The 15,623-nt window shown below is 53.0% G+C and carries 13 protein-coding genes and 1 riboswitch; of the genes, 7 read left to right on the top strand and 6 right to left on the bottom strand.

Annotation, left to right across the window (positions count from 1 at the left end; all coding sequences use genetic code 11):
• Nucleotides 1–158 precede the first annotated feature (158 nt).
• Genes hemH through CWE12_RS12765 form a run of 3 tightly spaced genes read left to right on the top strand, consistent with a single transcriptional unit; the run spans nt 159 to nt 3,575 of the window.
• Entirely contained in the window at nt 159–1,244 is a 1,086-nt protein-coding gene (gene hemH / locus CWE12_RS12775) for a ferrochelatase (protein ID WP_126790097.1), read from the top strand.
• 28 nt (nt 1,245–1,272) lie between these two features.
• Nucleotides 1,273–1,791 (top strand): TIGR03546 family protein, encoded by a 519-nt coding sequence (locus CWE12_RS12770; RefSeq protein WP_126790096.1) that lies wholly within the window; start codon nt 1,273–1,275, stop codon nt 1,789–1,791.
• Between the two features lie 2 nt (nt 1,792–1,793).
• A complete protein-coding gene (locus CWE12_RS12765; protein ID WP_126790095.1) occupies nt 1,794–3,575 on the top strand; it encodes a TIGR03545 family protein in 1,782 nt (593 codons plus the stop codon).
• A 76-nt stretch (nt 3,576–3,651) separates the two neighbouring features.
• On the opposite strand, the gene CWE12_RS12760 is transcribed toward CWE12_RS12765, so the two are convergent.
• Nucleotides 3,652–4,947 (bottom strand): GntP family permease, encoded by a 1,296-nt coding sequence (locus tag CWE12_RS12760; protein WP_126790094.1) that lies wholly within the window; start codon nt 4,945–4,947, stop codon nt 3,652–3,654.
• 74 nt (nt 4,948–5,021) lie between these two features.
• The gene (locus tag CWE12_RS12755; protein ID WP_126790170.1) at nt 5,022–5,639 is read right to left on the bottom strand and encodes a trimeric intracellular cation channel family protein; all 618 of its coding nucleotides are present in this window, start codon (nt 5,637–5,639) and stop codon (nt 5,022–5,024) included.
• Nucleotides 5,640–5,821: 182 nt separating this feature from the next.
• On the opposite strand from CWE12_RS12755, the gene CWE12_RS12750 reads away from it, so the two are divergent.
• The 4 genes from CWE12_RS12750 to secF all read left to right on the top strand — a co-directional run bounded on the left by CWE12_RS12750 (nt 5,822) and on the right by secF (nt 10,717).
• Complete coding sequence (locus CWE12_RS12750) at nt 5,822–7,396, top strand: sigma 54-interacting transcriptional regulator (protein ID WP_126790093.1); 1,575 nt, start codon at nt 5,822–5,824, stop codon at nt 7,394–7,396.
• Nucleotides 7,397–7,540: 144 nt separating this feature from the next.
• Nucleotides 7,541–7,876, top strand: coding sequence for a preprotein translocase subunit YajC (yajC, locus tag CWE12_RS12745; protein WP_126790092.1), 336 nt, complete (start codon nt 7,541–7,543; stop codon nt 7,874–7,876).
• 24 nt (nt 7,877–7,900) lie between these two features.
• Nucleotides 7,901–9,751: a protein translocase subunit SecD gene (gene secD / locus CWE12_RS12740; protein ID WP_126790091.1), complete on the top strand. Its 1,851-nt coding sequence runs from the start codon at nt 7,901–7,903 to the stop codon at nt 9,749–9,751.
• A 9-nt stretch (nt 9,752–9,760) separates the two neighbouring features.
• Complete coding sequence (gene secF / locus CWE12_RS12735; RefSeq protein ID WP_126790090.1) at nt 9,761–10,717, top strand: protein translocase subunit SecF; 957 nt, start codon at nt 9,761–9,763, stop codon at nt 10,715–10,717.
• A gap of 48 nt (nt 10,718–10,765) precedes the next feature.
• On the opposite strand, the gene CWE12_RS12730 is transcribed toward secF, so the two are convergent.
• The 4 genes from CWE12_RS12730 to CWE12_RS12715 are packed head-to-tail and all read right to left on the bottom strand — an operon-like array spanning nt 10,766 to nt 15,105.
• Nucleotides 10,766–11,203, bottom strand: coding sequence for a Csu type fimbrial protein (locus tag CWE12_RS12730; RefSeq protein ID WP_157981979.1), 438 nt, complete (start codon nt 11,201–11,203; stop codon nt 10,766–10,768).
• 23 nt (nt 11,204–11,226) lie between these two features.
• On the bottom strand, nt 11,227–13,926 hold the full coding sequence (locus tag CWE12_RS12725) for a fimbria/pilus outer membrane usher protein (protein ID WP_126790088.1): 2,700 nt from the start codon (nt 13,924–13,926) through the stop codon (nt 11,227–11,229).
• Entirely contained in the window at nt 13,889–14,641 is a 753-nt protein-coding gene (locus CWE12_RS12720) for a fimbrial biogenesis chaperone (RefSeq protein ID WP_126790087.1), read from the bottom strand. Before CWE12_RS12720 ends, CWE12_RS12725 begins: the two co-directional genes overlap by 38 nt.
• The gene (locus CWE12_RS12715; RefSeq protein ID WP_126790086.1) at nt 14,641–15,105 is read right to left on the bottom strand and encodes a Csu type fimbrial protein; all 465 of its coding nucleotides are present in this window, start codon (nt 15,103–15,105) and stop codon (nt 14,641–14,643) included. Before CWE12_RS12715 ends, CWE12_RS12720 begins: the two co-directional genes overlap by 1 nt.
• A 175-nt stretch (nt 15,106–15,280) precedes the next feature.
• Nucleotides 15,281–15,369: riboswitch (cyclic di-GMP riboswitch) on the bottom strand.
• Nucleotides 15,370–15,623 lie beyond the last annotated feature (254 nt).

The raw sequence follows: 15,623 nt of genomic DNA, 5'->3' as shown, positions 1-15,623 counted from the left end.
TCCAAAAATATGAACCCAAAATTTTAGCTTAAAACCAGGCCAGGGGCGAAGTCTGTCAACGAACTGAACTTTAGATTAAGCTAATTCGTATAAAGCGCACTTAATGGCCAGGATTGTCGTTTATAATGGCGCAAATTTTGTAGAAAGGAAAACAGAATATGAAGTACAACGGGCGGTCTGACTTTAAACATGGCGAACGCGGCAAAATTGGCGTGCTGATTACCAACCTTGGCACACCTGAAGCGCCAACCACGTCGGCGTTACGGCGCTATCTGGGCCAGTTTCTGTCCGACCCGCGGGTGGTTGAAGTACCGCGTTTGCTGTGGAAAGTTATTTTACACGGGGTGATTTTGCGGATTCGCCCGGCCCGTTCAGCGAAAGCCTATCGGACTGTATGGACTGACAAAGGCTCGCCACTGATGTTTCACACTCAGGCGCAGCGGGACGCCTTAGCGGTTAAGCTGGCTGAAGAGTTCGGTGATGGCGTCGAAGTCGCCTTTGCCATGCGTTATGGGCAGCCGTCTATCCATAACGCCATTGAAGGACTGATGCAGGCCGGTGTGCGTAAGCTGGTGGTGCTGCCATTGTATCCGCAGTATTCGGGCTCCACCTCGGCGTCTACCTTTGATGACATTGCGGCGGACTTTACCCGTCGTCGCTGGTTACCGGATTTCCGTTTTATCAGCCATTACCCGGATTACCCGCCATACATTGCCGCCGTCGCCGAGAAAATTAAGGCGCATTGGGCCGAACACGGACGCACCGACAAGCTGCTGTTTTCCTACCATGGCGTGCCCAAACGTTACCTGCTTGAGGGCGACCCGTACCACTGCGAATGTTATAAAACCACGCGGCTGGTGGCGGAATACTTAGATTTGGGCGAAGATGAGTACATGACAACCTTCCAGTCGCGCTTTGGTCGCGAGGAATGGTTGCAGCCTTATACCGATGAAACGTTAAAGGCGTTGCCTGCAAAAGGCGTCAAGTCGGTGCAGATGGTTTGCCCGGGTTTTTCTTCCGATTGTCTTGAAACTATTGAGGAAATTGGTGAAGAGAACCGCGAGTATTTTATCGAAGCGGGCGGCGAAACCTATCAGTACATTGAATGTCTCAATGCCGACAATGCGCACATCGATATGATGGCTCAGTTGGTATTGGAAAATACACAGGGATGGCAGCCTCAGGATCCCGCGCTGACAACACAAACCGCGCAGAGGGCCAAAGAGCTTGGGGCAGCTGACTAACCAACCATTACTTTAACGAGGGTATTCTATGTTAGGAATGCTTGCCCGTTTGCTCAAAGCGCTGAACTCGGAGTCGGGGCCCTGGGCAATCGCCTGGGCCTTTGTCCTTGGCATGATCATGGGGCTGACGCCGCTATTTAGTCTGCATAATTTAGTGATTCTGTTTCTTGCCATGTCGCTGCGGGTTAATTTCAGCGGCTTCCTGCTGGCCTGGATTTTCTTTTCCGGTGTGGCCTATTTGTTTGATCCGGTCGCCGACTGGATTGGTGAGGCCTTACTTCAGGCCGATGCCTTGCAGGGCCTTTGGGTCAGTCTGTATGACAACCCGCTGGCACGGCTGCTGCAGTTTAACCACACCATCACCTTAGGATCGCTGGTTTTTGCACTGGCGTTTGCACCAGTCTGGTTGTTTATCAGTTATTATCTGATTATTAATTATCGCAAACGGGTTCAGGCCTGGTTTGTGAAACTCAAAGTTGTGCAGGCGTTGAAAGGCTCCAAATTCTGGAGTGTGTATCAGCGTGTTAACGGGCTACGGGGAGGCTAACCATGAATAAGTATATTCGCTGGCAGGGCCTGCTGACGTTCGTTGGATTTTTTGCCGTTCTTTTTCTGCTGGTGTATTTATTTGCGGCACCGCTGATGCGTTGGGGCCTGACCACCGGCCTAACCCGGGTAAATGGGGCAGAAGTTAATATTGATAAGCTCGACTTACGCTGGTCACCTTTCGCGCTGGAGCTGCAAAAGGTTCAGTTTACCGACCCTGAAACGCCTGAGCTAAACCGCTTTCAGGCTGATCGCGTCGCCTTTGAAATGCAGCTGTTGCAAGCGATGATTGGGCGTATCTATATCGATGAGCTCAATGCTGATGGCATTGTGATGGGGGTTGAGCGCGAAAGCCGGGGTAAAGTTCGTGCCGATTATATTGCTGAGCGGGAAGCTGAGGGTGACACGCCGACCTGGGGCGAGCGCTTCGCCGAGCTTGGCTTTGAATTTCCGGACGTCGATGAGTTACTTGAACGCAGTGAAATTCGCACCCCTGAAGTTATTGAAACTACCTCAACCCGCAGCCGCGAAAGCCGTGACAATGTTGAGGGTCGTCGTGACGAGCTGCCGGATAGCGAGCGTATTGAGAGCTATGAAGAACGGTTAGAGGCTTTGCGCGAAGCGCGGCCGCGCTCGATAGAAGAGTTCGAAGAATTGCGTCAGACCCTGAGTGAACTGCGTGATGACATGCGCACGGATCGCGATGCGGTACGCGAGTTTAAAAACTCGGTCGAAAGTGCGTACCAGCAGGTCAGTGAAGACGTCCAGCGTTTGCGTGATGCGCCCTCGGCAGATATTGACCGGGTCCGCAGACTGATTGCGATGGACGATGACGCTATTAGTGATATGGCTGGTATTTTATTCGGGCCGCAGGTGCAGCGATGGACCGATTATGCACTGGTCGCTTATGACTTTGTCGCGCCGATGCTGCAACGTGAAGCAGAAGACAAGCCTACTCGCTGGGAAGGGCGCCATATTGATTTCGACCGTGGCAACCGGCCGGTATTTTTGATTGCACTGGCGACGACCTCGATGCGTATCGGCGACGTTGACCTGGCGCTGCGCTGGGACAATATTACCTGGCAGCATGAGCGTATTGGCAGCCCGACCACCTATCGTCTTGAGCTTAGTGAAACCCCTTACTGGCAGAGTCTGAATGCGGACGGTAACTTCTTTATTAATGAAGCTATAGAATTCAGCGGTCAGCAGCAATGGGCGCTGCAAGGGGCTCAACTGTCGGCGCAAACGCTGCTTGAGCAGCGTGATATTCGTATTGATATGGCCGAGGCGATGATTAACAGCCGCGGTGATATCCGCATTGAAAACGGTCGCTTTAGTGGTGGCGGCAATGCTGACCTAAGTGCGGTTGAGCTGAGCACAGAAGGAGAGCGCAGCTGGACCGGGATGCTTGGCAGTGCGTTGCAACAAATCAATGCCTTTGATCTCGATATTGGCCTTGAAGGCAGCATTGGTTCACCGCGACTGCGGATTGATTCTGACCTTGATAATCAGCTCTCATCCGCCTTATCAGGCGTTGTTCAGGAGTATGCCAGTAGTCAGTTGGCTGATGTTCGGGCGCGCTTACAGGGCCAGGTGGACGAAGCGCTAGGCGATATTCAACCGCGCCTGGAGCAAATCCAGCAACTGCGTAGCCTGGCTGAAGAGCGCGAAAGCACCCTTCAGGGCATGCTTGATGAAGAGCTGGATAATCTGCGTGACAGCGCCCGGGATGAATTAGAAAACCGTTTGCGCGACGTAATCCGGGGTCGGCTCGGCGGCGGTTAAGCAGAGTTGATTGCTGACCAGGGAGTGCTTTTCAGAGGCACTCCCTGGCTCGTAGTGGTCTTAGAATAGCGTCTTGTTAGAATAAATTGAACAGTGCAATAGCCAGCGCCAGACCGACCACTGGCACCACGACGGTCACCGCAGCAACCGGCCCGTAGGCGGCGCTGTGGGTTTCGTTGCAGATGGCACGGATGGTGGTGACCACGTAACCATTGTGCGGCAGGGAGTCGAGTGCGCCTGATGATATCGAGACAATCCGGTGCAGTTCGTCAGGGTGAACGCCGGCATCCAGATAATGGGGACCGATTTCCGGCAGAGCAATTGCCTGACCACCGGATGCACTGCCGGTTAACCCGGCAATAACGCTTACCGCGATGGCCGCGCCAACCAGTTCATTGCCCGGGATTGCCGTCATCGCTACAACCGCCGCCTCAAACCCCGGTGTCACCTTAGCCACCGAACCAAAACCGACCACTGCCGCAGTGTTACCAATTGCAATCAGGGCCCCTGTGGTGGCGTCGCTTATGGCGTTCTGCATGTTGTGAAAGTAGCGCCAGTTAATCAGGGTCAGACTCAGAACACCGCCTGACAAGGCGACGATGAGCGCCATTTGCTGCAGCCGCTCGTGAAAAAAGAATGACAGTGAAAGCACCACTAACAGTGGAATAAGGCCCGTAATCGGGTGTGGACGCCGACGGTCAGCCACCTCAGGATCGCTGGCCCGCGACTGAAACTGCTCACCGCGGGCAATTGCTGCCAGAATCATATGGCGCAACCACCAGTAACCGATAATGGCCATAAATACCGCCACCACCAGACTGACTTCCCAGGCTGCGTACGGCGAGGTGCCAAGGTAGGCAATCGGGATCCAGTTCTGGATCTCCGGTGAACCCGCTGAGGTCATGGTGAAGGTGACTGAGCCAAATGCCAGCGCGGCGGGAATAAAACGGCGGGGCAGATTGGCGTCCTTGAATAAAGACAATGCCATCGGGTAAACGGAAAATGCGACGATAAACACACTGACGCCACCGTAGGTTAAAATGGCACAGGCGAGAACCACTGCCAGCACCGCGTTTTTCATTCCGATACGACCGACAATCCACTCCGCCACGCTGTCGGCAGCGCCAGTGTCTTCCATGAATTTACCGAACATAGAGCCGAGTAAAAACATAAAGAACCAGGCAGCAACAAAGCCGGCGAACCCGTCCATATAATTTTCGACGAAGTTTATCTCACCGATAAAAACCGGAATACCGCTGGTCAGAGCGACCAACAGCGCACACAGGGGAGCACTGATGAAAAGGTTCCAACCCCGCAGTGTCATTGCAATGAGCAGCCCCAGGCCGCCAACCAGTCCTATGATACTTAACATGCATTACCTCAAACTAGTGATTAGTAATTTTTATGACGTTAAGAGCCGAAGAGTGAATGCAATTCCGGTTTCGTTTAGTGCTTATCCTGTTGCTCGTTAAATACCGGCAGCGACCAGTGGTAGCGCAGTGCGCCCATCCGTAACGTGAAGGTGATAACCAATGCGACAATCATCGCCAGAGCGTCGCTGTACGGGTACAACAGGACGAAGGCGGTGGCCCCGGCAATGCAGGTCGTGGCGTAGAGCTCGCTTTTCAGTACCAGCGGTACTTCGCGGGCGACAACGTCACGCAACATACCGCCAAAGACCGCGGTCATGGTGCCAAGAATAATGGCAGTGAAACCGCTAACACCGCTGTTGAGTGCTTTCTCTGCACCGAGCACGGTGAAAAACGCAATACCCAACGCGTCCGCTAAGAGGAGCCGGTTAACCGGAATATAAGCGCGAAAACGCAGCCAGCCAATGGTCAGCATGGCCGCGCTTAGAATGACCACGAAATACGTCGCATCGTGCAACCAGAAAACGGGTGCATCGAGAATCAAATCGCGAGTGGTGCCGCCGCCAATTGCAGTTAATGACGCCAGTACGACCACGCCAAACCCGTCCATGTGCTTGCGAAACGCGAGCAGTGTGCCTGACACTGCAAAAACAGCAACGCCCAGCAGATCTGTAATATAAAACCAGTCCAGCATAAAAGTGGTGAGAACCCGGATAATGTGTTGAAAGAACAAAGTGTGCCAGCATTATATCTGGTTTCAAACGCTTTTAGTTATTAGTATGGCCATTACTTATGGAAGAATGGAGTGGAAGAATGAGCACAAGTCACTCTAAACAACTGCAATAACAAGGCGATGCCGTTTAAAAAGGAGGGCGCGTGAGTAATCATTTTGACGAGCCTACACAACAGTTCTCTAATCGCGGTCAGGCGGTATGCAAGAGCAATCGGGATGCGCTGTTACCCGTTGCAATTATTGCCTGTCACCCGGATCCGAACCGACTCGGAGAGTTTTGTGCTTTGGATGGCTTAATGCAGTTTGGCGAGCAGGAAATTAATCGCCATTGGCCGGAGTTTCATACCACTACAAGCAGTATTGGTCAGGGCTTGTCGGTACCTCAGGTCAGCCGCAAGTCGATGCGGCTGGTGCGGGAAGGTGGGTTGACGTTTATATTGCGGCGTCAGGACTATTCAGCGCCGGTTTCACTGAACGGCGAGGTATTACAGGATCAGCTTCGAATAGACCAGCAGAGCCTGGAGCAGGGGGTCGAACTTTGCCTCGGTGACCACGTGATGCTTTTCATTAAGTGCATGCCGGAACCCGCTATGCTGCAGGATGATCTGGGTCTGGTTGGGATTAGCCATGGCGTGCAGCAGGTTCGCGAGCGCATCGGTAAAGTGGCGTCGATGGATGAGCCGGTTCTTATTCGCGGGGCCACAGGTACCGGTAAAGAACTAGTGGCTCAGGCTATCCGGCGTCAGTCAAAGCGTTTTGGCAAGCCGTTTATTGTCGCAAATATTCCAGCCATGCAGCCGTCGCTGGCAGTGTCCGAGTTATTTGGCGCGGTCAAAGGTGCGTTCACCGGCGCCTCCACGGACCGCAAAGGGTACTTTCAGGCTGCTCATCAAGGGACTTTGTTTCTGGATGAAATCGGCGAGGCCTCCCAGGATGTGCAGGCGATGTTGTTGCGTGCACTGGAAAGTCAGCAAGTGGTGCCGGTAGGGTCGACTGAGGCCGACCAGGTGAATGTGCGGGTTATCGCCGCGACCGATGCCAACCTGGAAGCGCAGGGCGAGAACGAATTTAAGCAGCCCCTGTTGCACCGCCTGAGCAGTTATCAGATATTCTTACCGCCGTTAGCAGAACGACGTGAAGATATTCCGGCTTTATTACGTAATTTTCTGCGGGGGCACTGGCTAAAAGTTGAAGGCAGCGATAGTCTGCCAGTCTCATTTGAGGCGCCGTGGCTTAGTTGCGACCTGGTTCGTCAGGTGATGCAGGCTCCCTGGCCGGGAAATGTACGTCAGTTGCTGAATATAACCCGCCAGTTGGTGGTTGATAGTCGTGGCGATCAGCACCTGCAAATGGATCCGCATGTACTGGCCAGTTTAAGCCACAGCTCAGTAACGGGCGAAACCGGGCGTGTTGAAGAGCCAGCGACAATAAAACGTCGCAAACCGAGCCAGATTACTCAGGACGAGCTGCTTAAAGCACTGCAGAATCAGCGCTACGACATGCAGGCGACCGCCGATGAACTAGGTATTTCGCGGGGCTCTGTGTACGAGTTGATAAAACGTCATCCGCAGTTGCGCGCGGTCGGGGATATCCCGGACAGTGAGCTGCGGCAGGCCTATCAGGACTGTGCCGGCGATCTGGAGCAAATGACAACGCGATTGCAGGTGTCGAGAATTGGTTTACTCAGACGCTTACGAAGTATGGGGATCGACGCCTGACCGTTTAGATTTGCGCCGCTTTTAGGTAGAATGCGGCGCTATTTTAAAAATATTTTAGTCGGTAATGCTTGTGTGTCACTCCGGTGGACCCAATAACTCACTGGAATGACGCCCTAATTTATTACAATTTACAGAGGAACTACTATGGATTTTCTAATTTCAAGCGCACACGCTGCGGCACCGGGCCAGGCGGAAGGTGGCACATTTTCATTGATTATCATGCTGGCACTGTTTGGTCTGGTTTTTTACTTCATGATTTATCGCCCACAGAGCAAGCGAGTAAAAGAGCATAAAAACCTGGTTCAGGCATTGGGCAAAGGTGACGAAGTGCTGATTCAGGGTGGCCTGGTAGGGCGCATTGTGAAAGTATCAGACGACAATGATTTCATGGTAGTTGAAGTTGCAGAAGGCGTGGAAATGACAGTGCAGAAAAGTGCTGTTGCTGCGGTTCTGCCAAAAGGTACTATCAAAACTCTGTAACGCCCGCTCTGGAAGGACGTACTCGTGTTAAATTATTACCCGAAGTGGAAGTACCTGATGGTGATCGCCGTGATCCTCATCGGGGCCCTGTATGCGTTGCCTAATTTGTATGGGGAAGACCCTGCTGTTCAGATTTCGGCAACGCGCAGCGGGGAGATAAATACCACTACTCTGCAGCAGGTCGAGTCCGTATTGCGGTCTGAAAGCATTGAGCCACGTGGAATTAGCATGGAAGACGGTCAGATCCTGATCCGTCTTAACTCGGATGGTGCACAGCTTGCTGCGCAGGACGTGTTGGCGACTGAGCTTGGTCGCGATTACGTTGTTGCGCTCAATCTGGCCCCTGCTCAACCGGCCTGGCTGGCGGCCCTTGGTGGTCAGCCATTAAAACTGGGTCTGGATTTACGTGGCGGTGTTCACTTCCTGATGGAAGTGGACATGGAAGAAGCGATGAAGAAAATCCGTGAGCAAATGGTGACTGAAGTCCGCAGTAGCTTACGTGACGAAGGTATTCGCTATAGTGGGGTTGAGGAAGACGGTAACGATGTTCTGATCACCTTGCGTACCGCTGAGGATTTAGAGCAAGCCAACAATGCCTTGCGCAATACCTACCAGGGTTACACCACAGATGCCGATGGTGATTCGAATTCGCTTCGCCTGGAAATGACAGATGAGTATCTGCAGGAAACCCGGGTCAATGCGATTTCTCAGAATATTACCATTCTGCGCAACCGGGTTAACGAACTGGGCGTTGCTGAGCCGGTGATTCAACGTCAGGGGCAAGACCGTATAGTGGTTGAGCTACCGGGGGTGCAGGACACCGCACGGGCGAAAGAAATTCTTGGCGCCACGGCAACTCTGGAGTTCCGTTTTGTGGATACCGAGAATGACTTACGTGATGCACAGGAAGGACGAGTACCTTTTGGTAGCCGCCTGTATGACGTGCGCGGCGGCGGTCAGCAGTTGCTGGAAAACCGGGTTATTCTTACCGGTGACCACATTGTTAATGCAAACTCGGGTTTTGATGAAAACAATCGGGCGCAGGTGAACATCCAGCTTGATTCTGCCGGCGGTAATATGATGTCACTGGCAACCCGTGACCGCATTGGTGACCCAATGGCGACGGTTTTCATTGAATTTATTGCGACTGGTGAAACCACTGAAGACGGGCGCATTGACTTTGAGCGTGTGGAAGAGGTTGTTTCAGTTGCGACGATTCAGGCGCGTCTGGGCTCGAATTTCCGCATTACTGGTGTCGGTTCACCTGCCGATGCACAGAACCTGGCGCTCTTGCTGCGTGCCGGTGCACTGATAGCACCGATTCAGATTGTTGAAGAACGCACTGTGGGCCCAAGCTTAGGAGCACAGAATATTCGTGACGGTCTGACTGCCATTGTGTCGGGCTTTGTTCTGGTGCTGCTGTTCATGGGTATTTACTATCGCAAGTTCGGTTTAGTTGCCAACGCTGCGCTGTTTACCAACTTAATCCTGATTGTCGGCGTTATGTCGCTTATTCCGGGGGCTACTCTGACCATGCCGGGCATGGCCGGTATTCTGCTAACGGTGGGCATGGCGGTTGATGCCAATGTGCTTATTTTCGAGCGTATCAGGGAAGAGCTAAACGAGGGGCGCAGCCCGCAGCAGGCGATTAAACACGGCTATGACAACGCGTTGTCATCGATTGCGGATGGTAATATTACCACTCTGATTGCGGCCATTATCCTGTTCGCAGTGGGCACCGGACCTATTAAAGGGTTCGCAGTGACACTGGCGATAGGTATTTTGACGTCGATGTTTACCGCTATCATCGGTACCCGTGCCATCGTCAACTTCGCGTGGGGCCGTCAGAAACGCCTCAGCAAGCTATCCATTTAGGGGATTAGAATGTTTGAGATTACAAAGGTTGATGAAAACCGCCCCTTAAACTTTATGAAACTGAGCACTCCAACGGCGATTCTCAGTGTCATATTGTTACTGGTGGCGATAGTGAGTATGGCTGGCAAAGGGCTGAACTGGGGACTCGATTTCACCGGTGGTACGCTGGTAGAAGTCGGTTTCTCGCAGCCAGCAGACTTAGCCGAGCTACGTGATGTGCTGGCAGACAACGAACTGGGTGACGCCGTGGTGCAAAACTTCGGTTCGTCACGCGATATCCTGGTTCGGGTGCCGCCACGGCCAGAAATGGCGGACGCTGATTCAGTCGGCGATAACCTGTTCCAACTCCTTCGCAGCGAAGTCGACAGTGATCTGGAGATGCGCCGGGTTGAGTTTGTCGGCCCGAGTGTCGGTGAGGAGCTGGCAGAAGCCGGTGGCCTGGCGATGATAGTAGCGGCGATTTGTATCCTTATCTACGTGTCATTCCGCTTTGAATGGCGGATTGCGCTGGCGTCTGTGATCGGCTTGGTGCAGGACGTAGTGATGATCCTCGGTTTGTTCTCGATCCTGCAAATTGAAGTTGATTTGACGATTCTGGCTGCATTGCTTGCGGTAATCGGTTACTCGCTGAATGACAGTATTGTTATTTCAGACCGTATTCGTGAGAATTTCCGTAAGCTGCGCAACACGGAAGTGCCGGATGTGATCAATATTTCACTCAGTCAGTGTCTGAGCCGAACTCTGATTACCTCGTTGACTACCATTATGGTGCTCTTCACGCTGCTGTTTTTCGGCGGTCAGATGGTCAGTGGGTTTGCTCTGGCGATGCTGGTTGGTGTGGTAGTGGGTACCTACTCGTCGACATTTACCCGTACTACCATCATGGTAGCGCTGGGTATTTCGCGGGAAGATCTGATGCCACCAGAGGTGGAGAAAGAAGGCGAAGAGCAGGACAACCTGCTGTAGCGCTACGTTTACTCAATGAAGGCCAGCTTTTTAGCTGGCCTTTTTATTTTAAAACTCAACGGTCACTGTGATGGTGTCGGTATACAGGCCGGGGGTTACATTCTGTCGCGCTGGAATACGTCCGTACAGATCATGGTTCGCTGCGCCATCGGTTGTACCTGAGACCACGGTGGAAACTCCGCTGCCGTCCCCCCACACCTGGCTGTAGGCTGCATCTATATAGAGGTTATAGATAAGTGTTGACTGGTCGCCCGTTAAATAGCGTTCAGTGTAGCTACCCGTTCCTGCACTCAGCAGCACGGTATAGCTGGTTGATGGCGTACAGCTGACAGTCAGGTTACCTACGCCTTCAGTGGGCGACTCGTCAAACACGTCATACTGGCCGAAACTAAGCCCTTCAGCACTAATGGTGCAATCTGCCAGAGCAGGTGCTGAAACCAGCAGGCAGGCGAGACTGGCTAGAGCCGTGCACTGTTTCGTTGTCATAGTAGGTACCTTTATCAGAACCATTAGTGTGCCTCAGGGTGACAGGTTGCCGTGCCTAAATCGAGCAGGGCGTCATCGCTTAGCGGCACGCTGAGTACGAATGAACAGCGTTGCCGGCCCCAGCGCACATGGACTTCATTGCGCTCTTGCAGCGCGGTCATATAGGTTTCGCCGCGGTGCCCAACCATAAAGCTGTTGTCGTTGGTACTGCTTGCGGTCGCTCCGACCGGGACCGGCTCACCGTTTGGCAACAGAATGCGGAAAAAGGCACTGCGTGTCAGCCGCACCGGAAACTCAAGTTTAATCCCACTGCGATAATATGGCGCGACTTCCTGTTCCAGCGAATCAATCGTAGCGTTCATGGGTAAGTCGGCTTGCTCAATCCGGATGCGGTTGCGCTGATAGGGTCGTAAACGCGGGATCATCGCATTACCCTTGTCGTTGGTTCGTCCAACCAGCTGGTTATCTGCGTACACCCGGACATTCGGAAAGTCTGGCAACTGAACCAGCGCAAAACTTCGGTTGAGCTGGCGACTTGCTGATAATTGTCCATGCATGAGGGTAAAGGCGCCACGCAATCCGGCGCGGGTTGCGGTCATATCCTGGCGTTTTGAAATGTCCATACTGTATCGGGCATGGTCGTTTTGATACTGAATGCTCGCCAGGCTTAAATCCCGCTCACTGAGACCCTGACGCAGGCGGTAGCCGACCCCGGTGCCGCTGGGCAGACTCCGTTGCAGTTGCGCATAGCCTGACGTGTCGTCGCCACGGTTTTGCGCGGAGACGCTGGCACTGGTGCGGTTCCAGCCTAGTGGAACACTCAGGGTCAGGTTGAACCGGGTGTCCTCGTCATCCAGATAGTGCAGAGCGGAGAAGCGCAGGCTGACAAAGCGGGCGAACTGGATGCTGTAGCCCGCATTTATAAACTGGATGCCTTGCCGGGTGCGAAAATCCTGCTCAGTATAGGACAGACTTAAGGTGCCACTGCGTGCGGTCGAGTAGCTACTGAAAGCGCGCAGTTGCTGGCGCGGAACAAAAGCGAAGCGGGTACTGCCCACACGTTCGAAGTTATCGCTGGCGATTTCGGCGTCTATGCCGAAATTGAACCGGCGACGCTGGTACTGCATACCAATACTAAGCAACTGACCACGACGGCCATCACCATAACTGGTAGCAACCGCGGCGTGAACCAGGCTGTTCCAGGGCAGGGTATAGCTGGCGCCCACCCCACCAAGCTGCTGCTCTGTGGTGGCCTGAAGATGCACCTCGGAGGTGAAATTATTGGTCAGGCCAAAGCGATGCAGCCCACTAACCATCCCCGGCCCATAGTCATCGTTGCGTAAGCCGAAATTTTGCCGGATATAACCCAGCTCGATGGAGTAATCATGCAGGCCTGCCCGCAGCATACGGCGGTTGGCAAAATAGTTTTGCTGGATGACCTGCTCGCGGCCAAGAATATCGGTAACCACCATGCGTGCTTCGCCGTAGCCGGTAATAGCTGGCAGATCGTCGATACTGAAAGGCCCCGCGGGTACCTCAGTACGGAAGCGCAATGCTTCGTTGATAAAGAGATCAATCGTCGACGGCTGGCTGGCTTCGCCGACAAAACTGAGAGTTGGCATGGTCAGCATCTCGGGCTGGGTACTGAAATTGGTGCCCCATTGCACGCCGGCAAAGCGAGTGGCCCGGTTCCAACTGGCACTGCGGCTGATACTGTCGCCAACAATAAGGGTGGTCATGCGCTCGGGGTTGTCATAGCGCCATTGGGTATCGAGTCGAATGACCCCTTGTTCATGGTACTCGGATTCGTTGCGCGCGAGTACCCGGGTGGAGCCACTGCCCCAGCGGTTAAACAGGCCGAGTTCGAGTAACCCGGACGCACTTAGGTCGTCCTCGCGCTCAGTGGCATTCAGGTCGTAGTTGAAAAATGCGCCAAGACTGGATGCTGTCAGTTGAGGGCGTTCCCGCTCGTGACCGCGCAGGCGCAGGCGGGCAAACTGAGCAGCAGGTACTTCAATATTGAGCTGCAATTGCTGCGGGTTTATCTGATAGCGCACACCAAGCTGTCGCAATGAATAATAAGGCTGCTGGTAATGCGTCACGTAGGCCTCAGCGGGCAGCTCGATACGCCAGCGCTCAAGGTCACTGCCAGCCAGAAATACATCGTGGTCAAGTGTGGTAAGTGCCAGCACCGTGCCAAAGCCCCCTTTATTGTTTATGAACACATCCAGCCATTGCTCACTACTGACCTTCGCCAACTGATAGAAATCAAGCACCAGCCGGAACTGGAACCCTTCCATTGGACGCAAATCAAATATGTTGAGGCTGACAGGGCTATGGAAATGAAATCTGACGCGGGCGCTTTTACTCTGAAGATCGCTTATCTGAACGCGCTGTAACGCTGGGTGGTCGCCCGGAATGACTTGCTCTAACCAGTTTGGAAAATCGTGTTCTTCAGGGAAATAAAATAGCAGTGACAGTTCGGTGGCCGAACTACCATGCTCTATCTCTGCACTCATTCCGCTGACACCTTCCAGTACTAACCGGGTTCTGTCCTGCCAGTCACCTAACCGTACCGTGCTTATTGCACTGGCTACTGGCTGGCTAAAAAGCGGCCTGGCCACGGCTGGCGAGGTAACCAATGACAGCAAGCAACAACCAGTAAAGACAAGTATTGAAAGGAATTTAGTCCAGCTGAACGGTGCGTGACTGTTCGTTGCCATTCACTCTCGCTCTTAATTGCAGGGCGCTGCTGTCGCTTACTGCAAAGTCAGACGGCAAAACCCATGTGCGACTGGCGCCCGGTAACACATAATCGTTCAGTGACCGGCTAAAATCCTGACTTAAAGAGCTGGCTTGCAAGCGCGTTATTTGCGCATGACCGTTGCCGTGATTCACCACTGATATCACCTGCCTGCCTTGGTTATTGAGCAAGGTCTGCCATTCCAGCTGGTGGTTAGCGCTGCCGGTAGTCGGTTCGACAAATACCGGTACACCGATATTCAGCGCCATTTTGACTCCACTTGAATGGTCGTCTGCCGGCGGCAGTTCACGCAGATAGAGGCGATAGCTTAGCTCCAGCTCCGGATCCGGTGCCCGACGCAGGCCGACACGAATAGTCTGAGTCTGGTTCGCCGCCACCGTGAAAATAGGTGGGACTGCGAGAAGTTCATCGGTGTCTGTGTAGAGCTCGTGGCCGTTGGCCTGTTGCCATTGTTTAACATCAAGCTGAATCGAAACGTCGCTTGAACTGGTGTTGCGCACACGCATTGCAAACACTTGCTGATTGGCAGAAAGCTCGGCGCGAATGGGTTGCACGGTGAAGCTACTGGCGTGGGCCGGGACCAAAAGCAAAAGTACCAGCAATAATACCAGCGAGCCGCAAACCAACAGACCGGTGCGACCGGTCTGTTGTAGCTTAGTTGCAGGGGACTTCATCAGAAGTTAACGGTTACGTTTACGGTTCCAGTGTAAGCACCAACTTCCGTGGTGTTATCAATGGCCAGTTGAGCAAACACGTCGTAGCTTTGTAAAGCACCGTCACCTGTTTCGGTGCGGGTATCGGTTGTATCGTTCCAGACTGTGGTGAATGCAGCATCCTGGAACAGGCTATAGGTAACCGGTGCAGCAGTAGCGTGGGTTAGCTCTCCTGAGTGGCCTAACAGAATATCGTAACTTGCGCCGTTGGTGCAGGTTATATCGAGGGTTGCTGGTGCCGCGGCGGTCACCAGATCAATGTCGGCGAATACGTCGACATCACCAAAATCGACCCCGTTGGCAACTAAATCACAGCTGGCAACAACGTTGACATCGATATCAAAGGTTCCAACTTCCTGAGCCTGCGCAGTCATAGACATGGTGGTTGCGGCCGCAATGGCCGTCGCTAGTACGAGTTTTTTCATGGTCGTTCTCCTGGCAGGTAAAGACCTGCGTTGTGTTGCATTGTTATATATGGGACATGCCCATGGGTACTGCTTGGTTGATGAACAGTATTGAAGTAAACAACGCAAGGCTCATTGGCGTAATCCAACGGAGAAGGACAAAACATAACCGAAGTGCACTAAAATGACAGTCAAGTTAGGTATCCCCTCGATCCTGGAATGTTGCCATTCTTTAGACAGGTAGCTTTGCGTCCCCACCTTTCGATGAGTTTGCCTTTTCAATATGCGTAACCCGTTATTAAGCGCGGTTACCAGCAACTTTTAATAATTTGTAATATTGCTGTCAGGATCGACTGTAAAGTAATCAAACCAATAGAACAAGATTAATTTTTAAACAAACATTCTACTGGGTTCAGTTTAACGGGTTGAAAAATTGGTTTAATTCGAAAAATACGCTGGTACAGCAAGAGGCTAAAGCGGGTTGCGGAGGTAAATTGGGTCAACTCTTGGTAGTATACGAAAAGAAATGTCATGAAACG

Origin of the sequence: Aliidiomarina sedimenti (genome assembly GCF_003986955.1) — a bacterium.
GTDB lineage: Bacteria > Pseudomonadota > Gammaproteobacteria > Enterobacterales > Alteromonadaceae > Aliidiomarina > Aliidiomarina sedimenti.
Note: the sequence above shows the minus strand (reverse complement) of the source record. Positions and strands in the feature narration are given on the sequence as shown.

Coding starts and splice junctions, on each gene's coding strand:
- CWE12_RS12760 (WP_126790094.1), bottom strand. CDS start 4,947: ATGTTAAGTATCATAGGACTGGTTGGCGGCCTGGGGCTGCTCATTGCA.
- CWE12_RS12715 (WP_126790086.1), bottom strand. CDS start 15,105: ATGAAAAAACTCGTACTAGCGACGGCCATTGCGGCCGCAACCACCATG.
- CWE12_RS12725 (WP_126790088.1), bottom strand. CDS start 13,926: ATGGCAACGAACAGTCACGCACCGTTCAGCTGGACTAAATTCCTTTCA.
- yajC (WP_126790092.1), top strand. CDS start 7,541: ATGGATTTTCTAATTTCAAGCGCACACGCTGCGGCACCGGGCCAGGCG.
- CWE12_RS12755 (WP_126790170.1), bottom strand. CDS start 5,639: ATGCTGGACTGGTTTTATATTACAGATCTGCTGGGCGTTGCTGTTTTT.
- hemH (WP_126790097.1), top strand. CDS start 159: ATGAAGTACAACGGGCGGTCTGACTTTAAACATGGCGAACGCGGCAAA.
- secF (WP_126790090.1), top strand. CDS start 9,761: ATGTTTGAGATTACAAAGGTTGATGAAAACCGCCCCTTAAACTTTATG.
- CWE12_RS12770 (WP_126790096.1), top strand. CDS start 1,273: ATGTTAGGAATGCTTGCCCGTTTGCTCAAAGCGCTGAACTCGGAGTCG.
- CWE12_RS12765 (WP_126790095.1), top strand. CDS start 1,794: ATGAATAAGTATATTCGCTGGCAGGGCCTGCTGACGTTCGTTGGATTT.
- CWE12_RS12730 (WP_157981979.1), bottom strand. CDS start 11,203: ATGACAACGAAACAGTGCACGGCTCTAGCCAGTCTCGCCTGCCTGCTG.
- CWE12_RS12720 (WP_126790087.1), bottom strand. CDS start 14,641: ATGAAGTCCCCTGCAACTAAGCTACAACAGACCGGTCGCACCGGTCTG.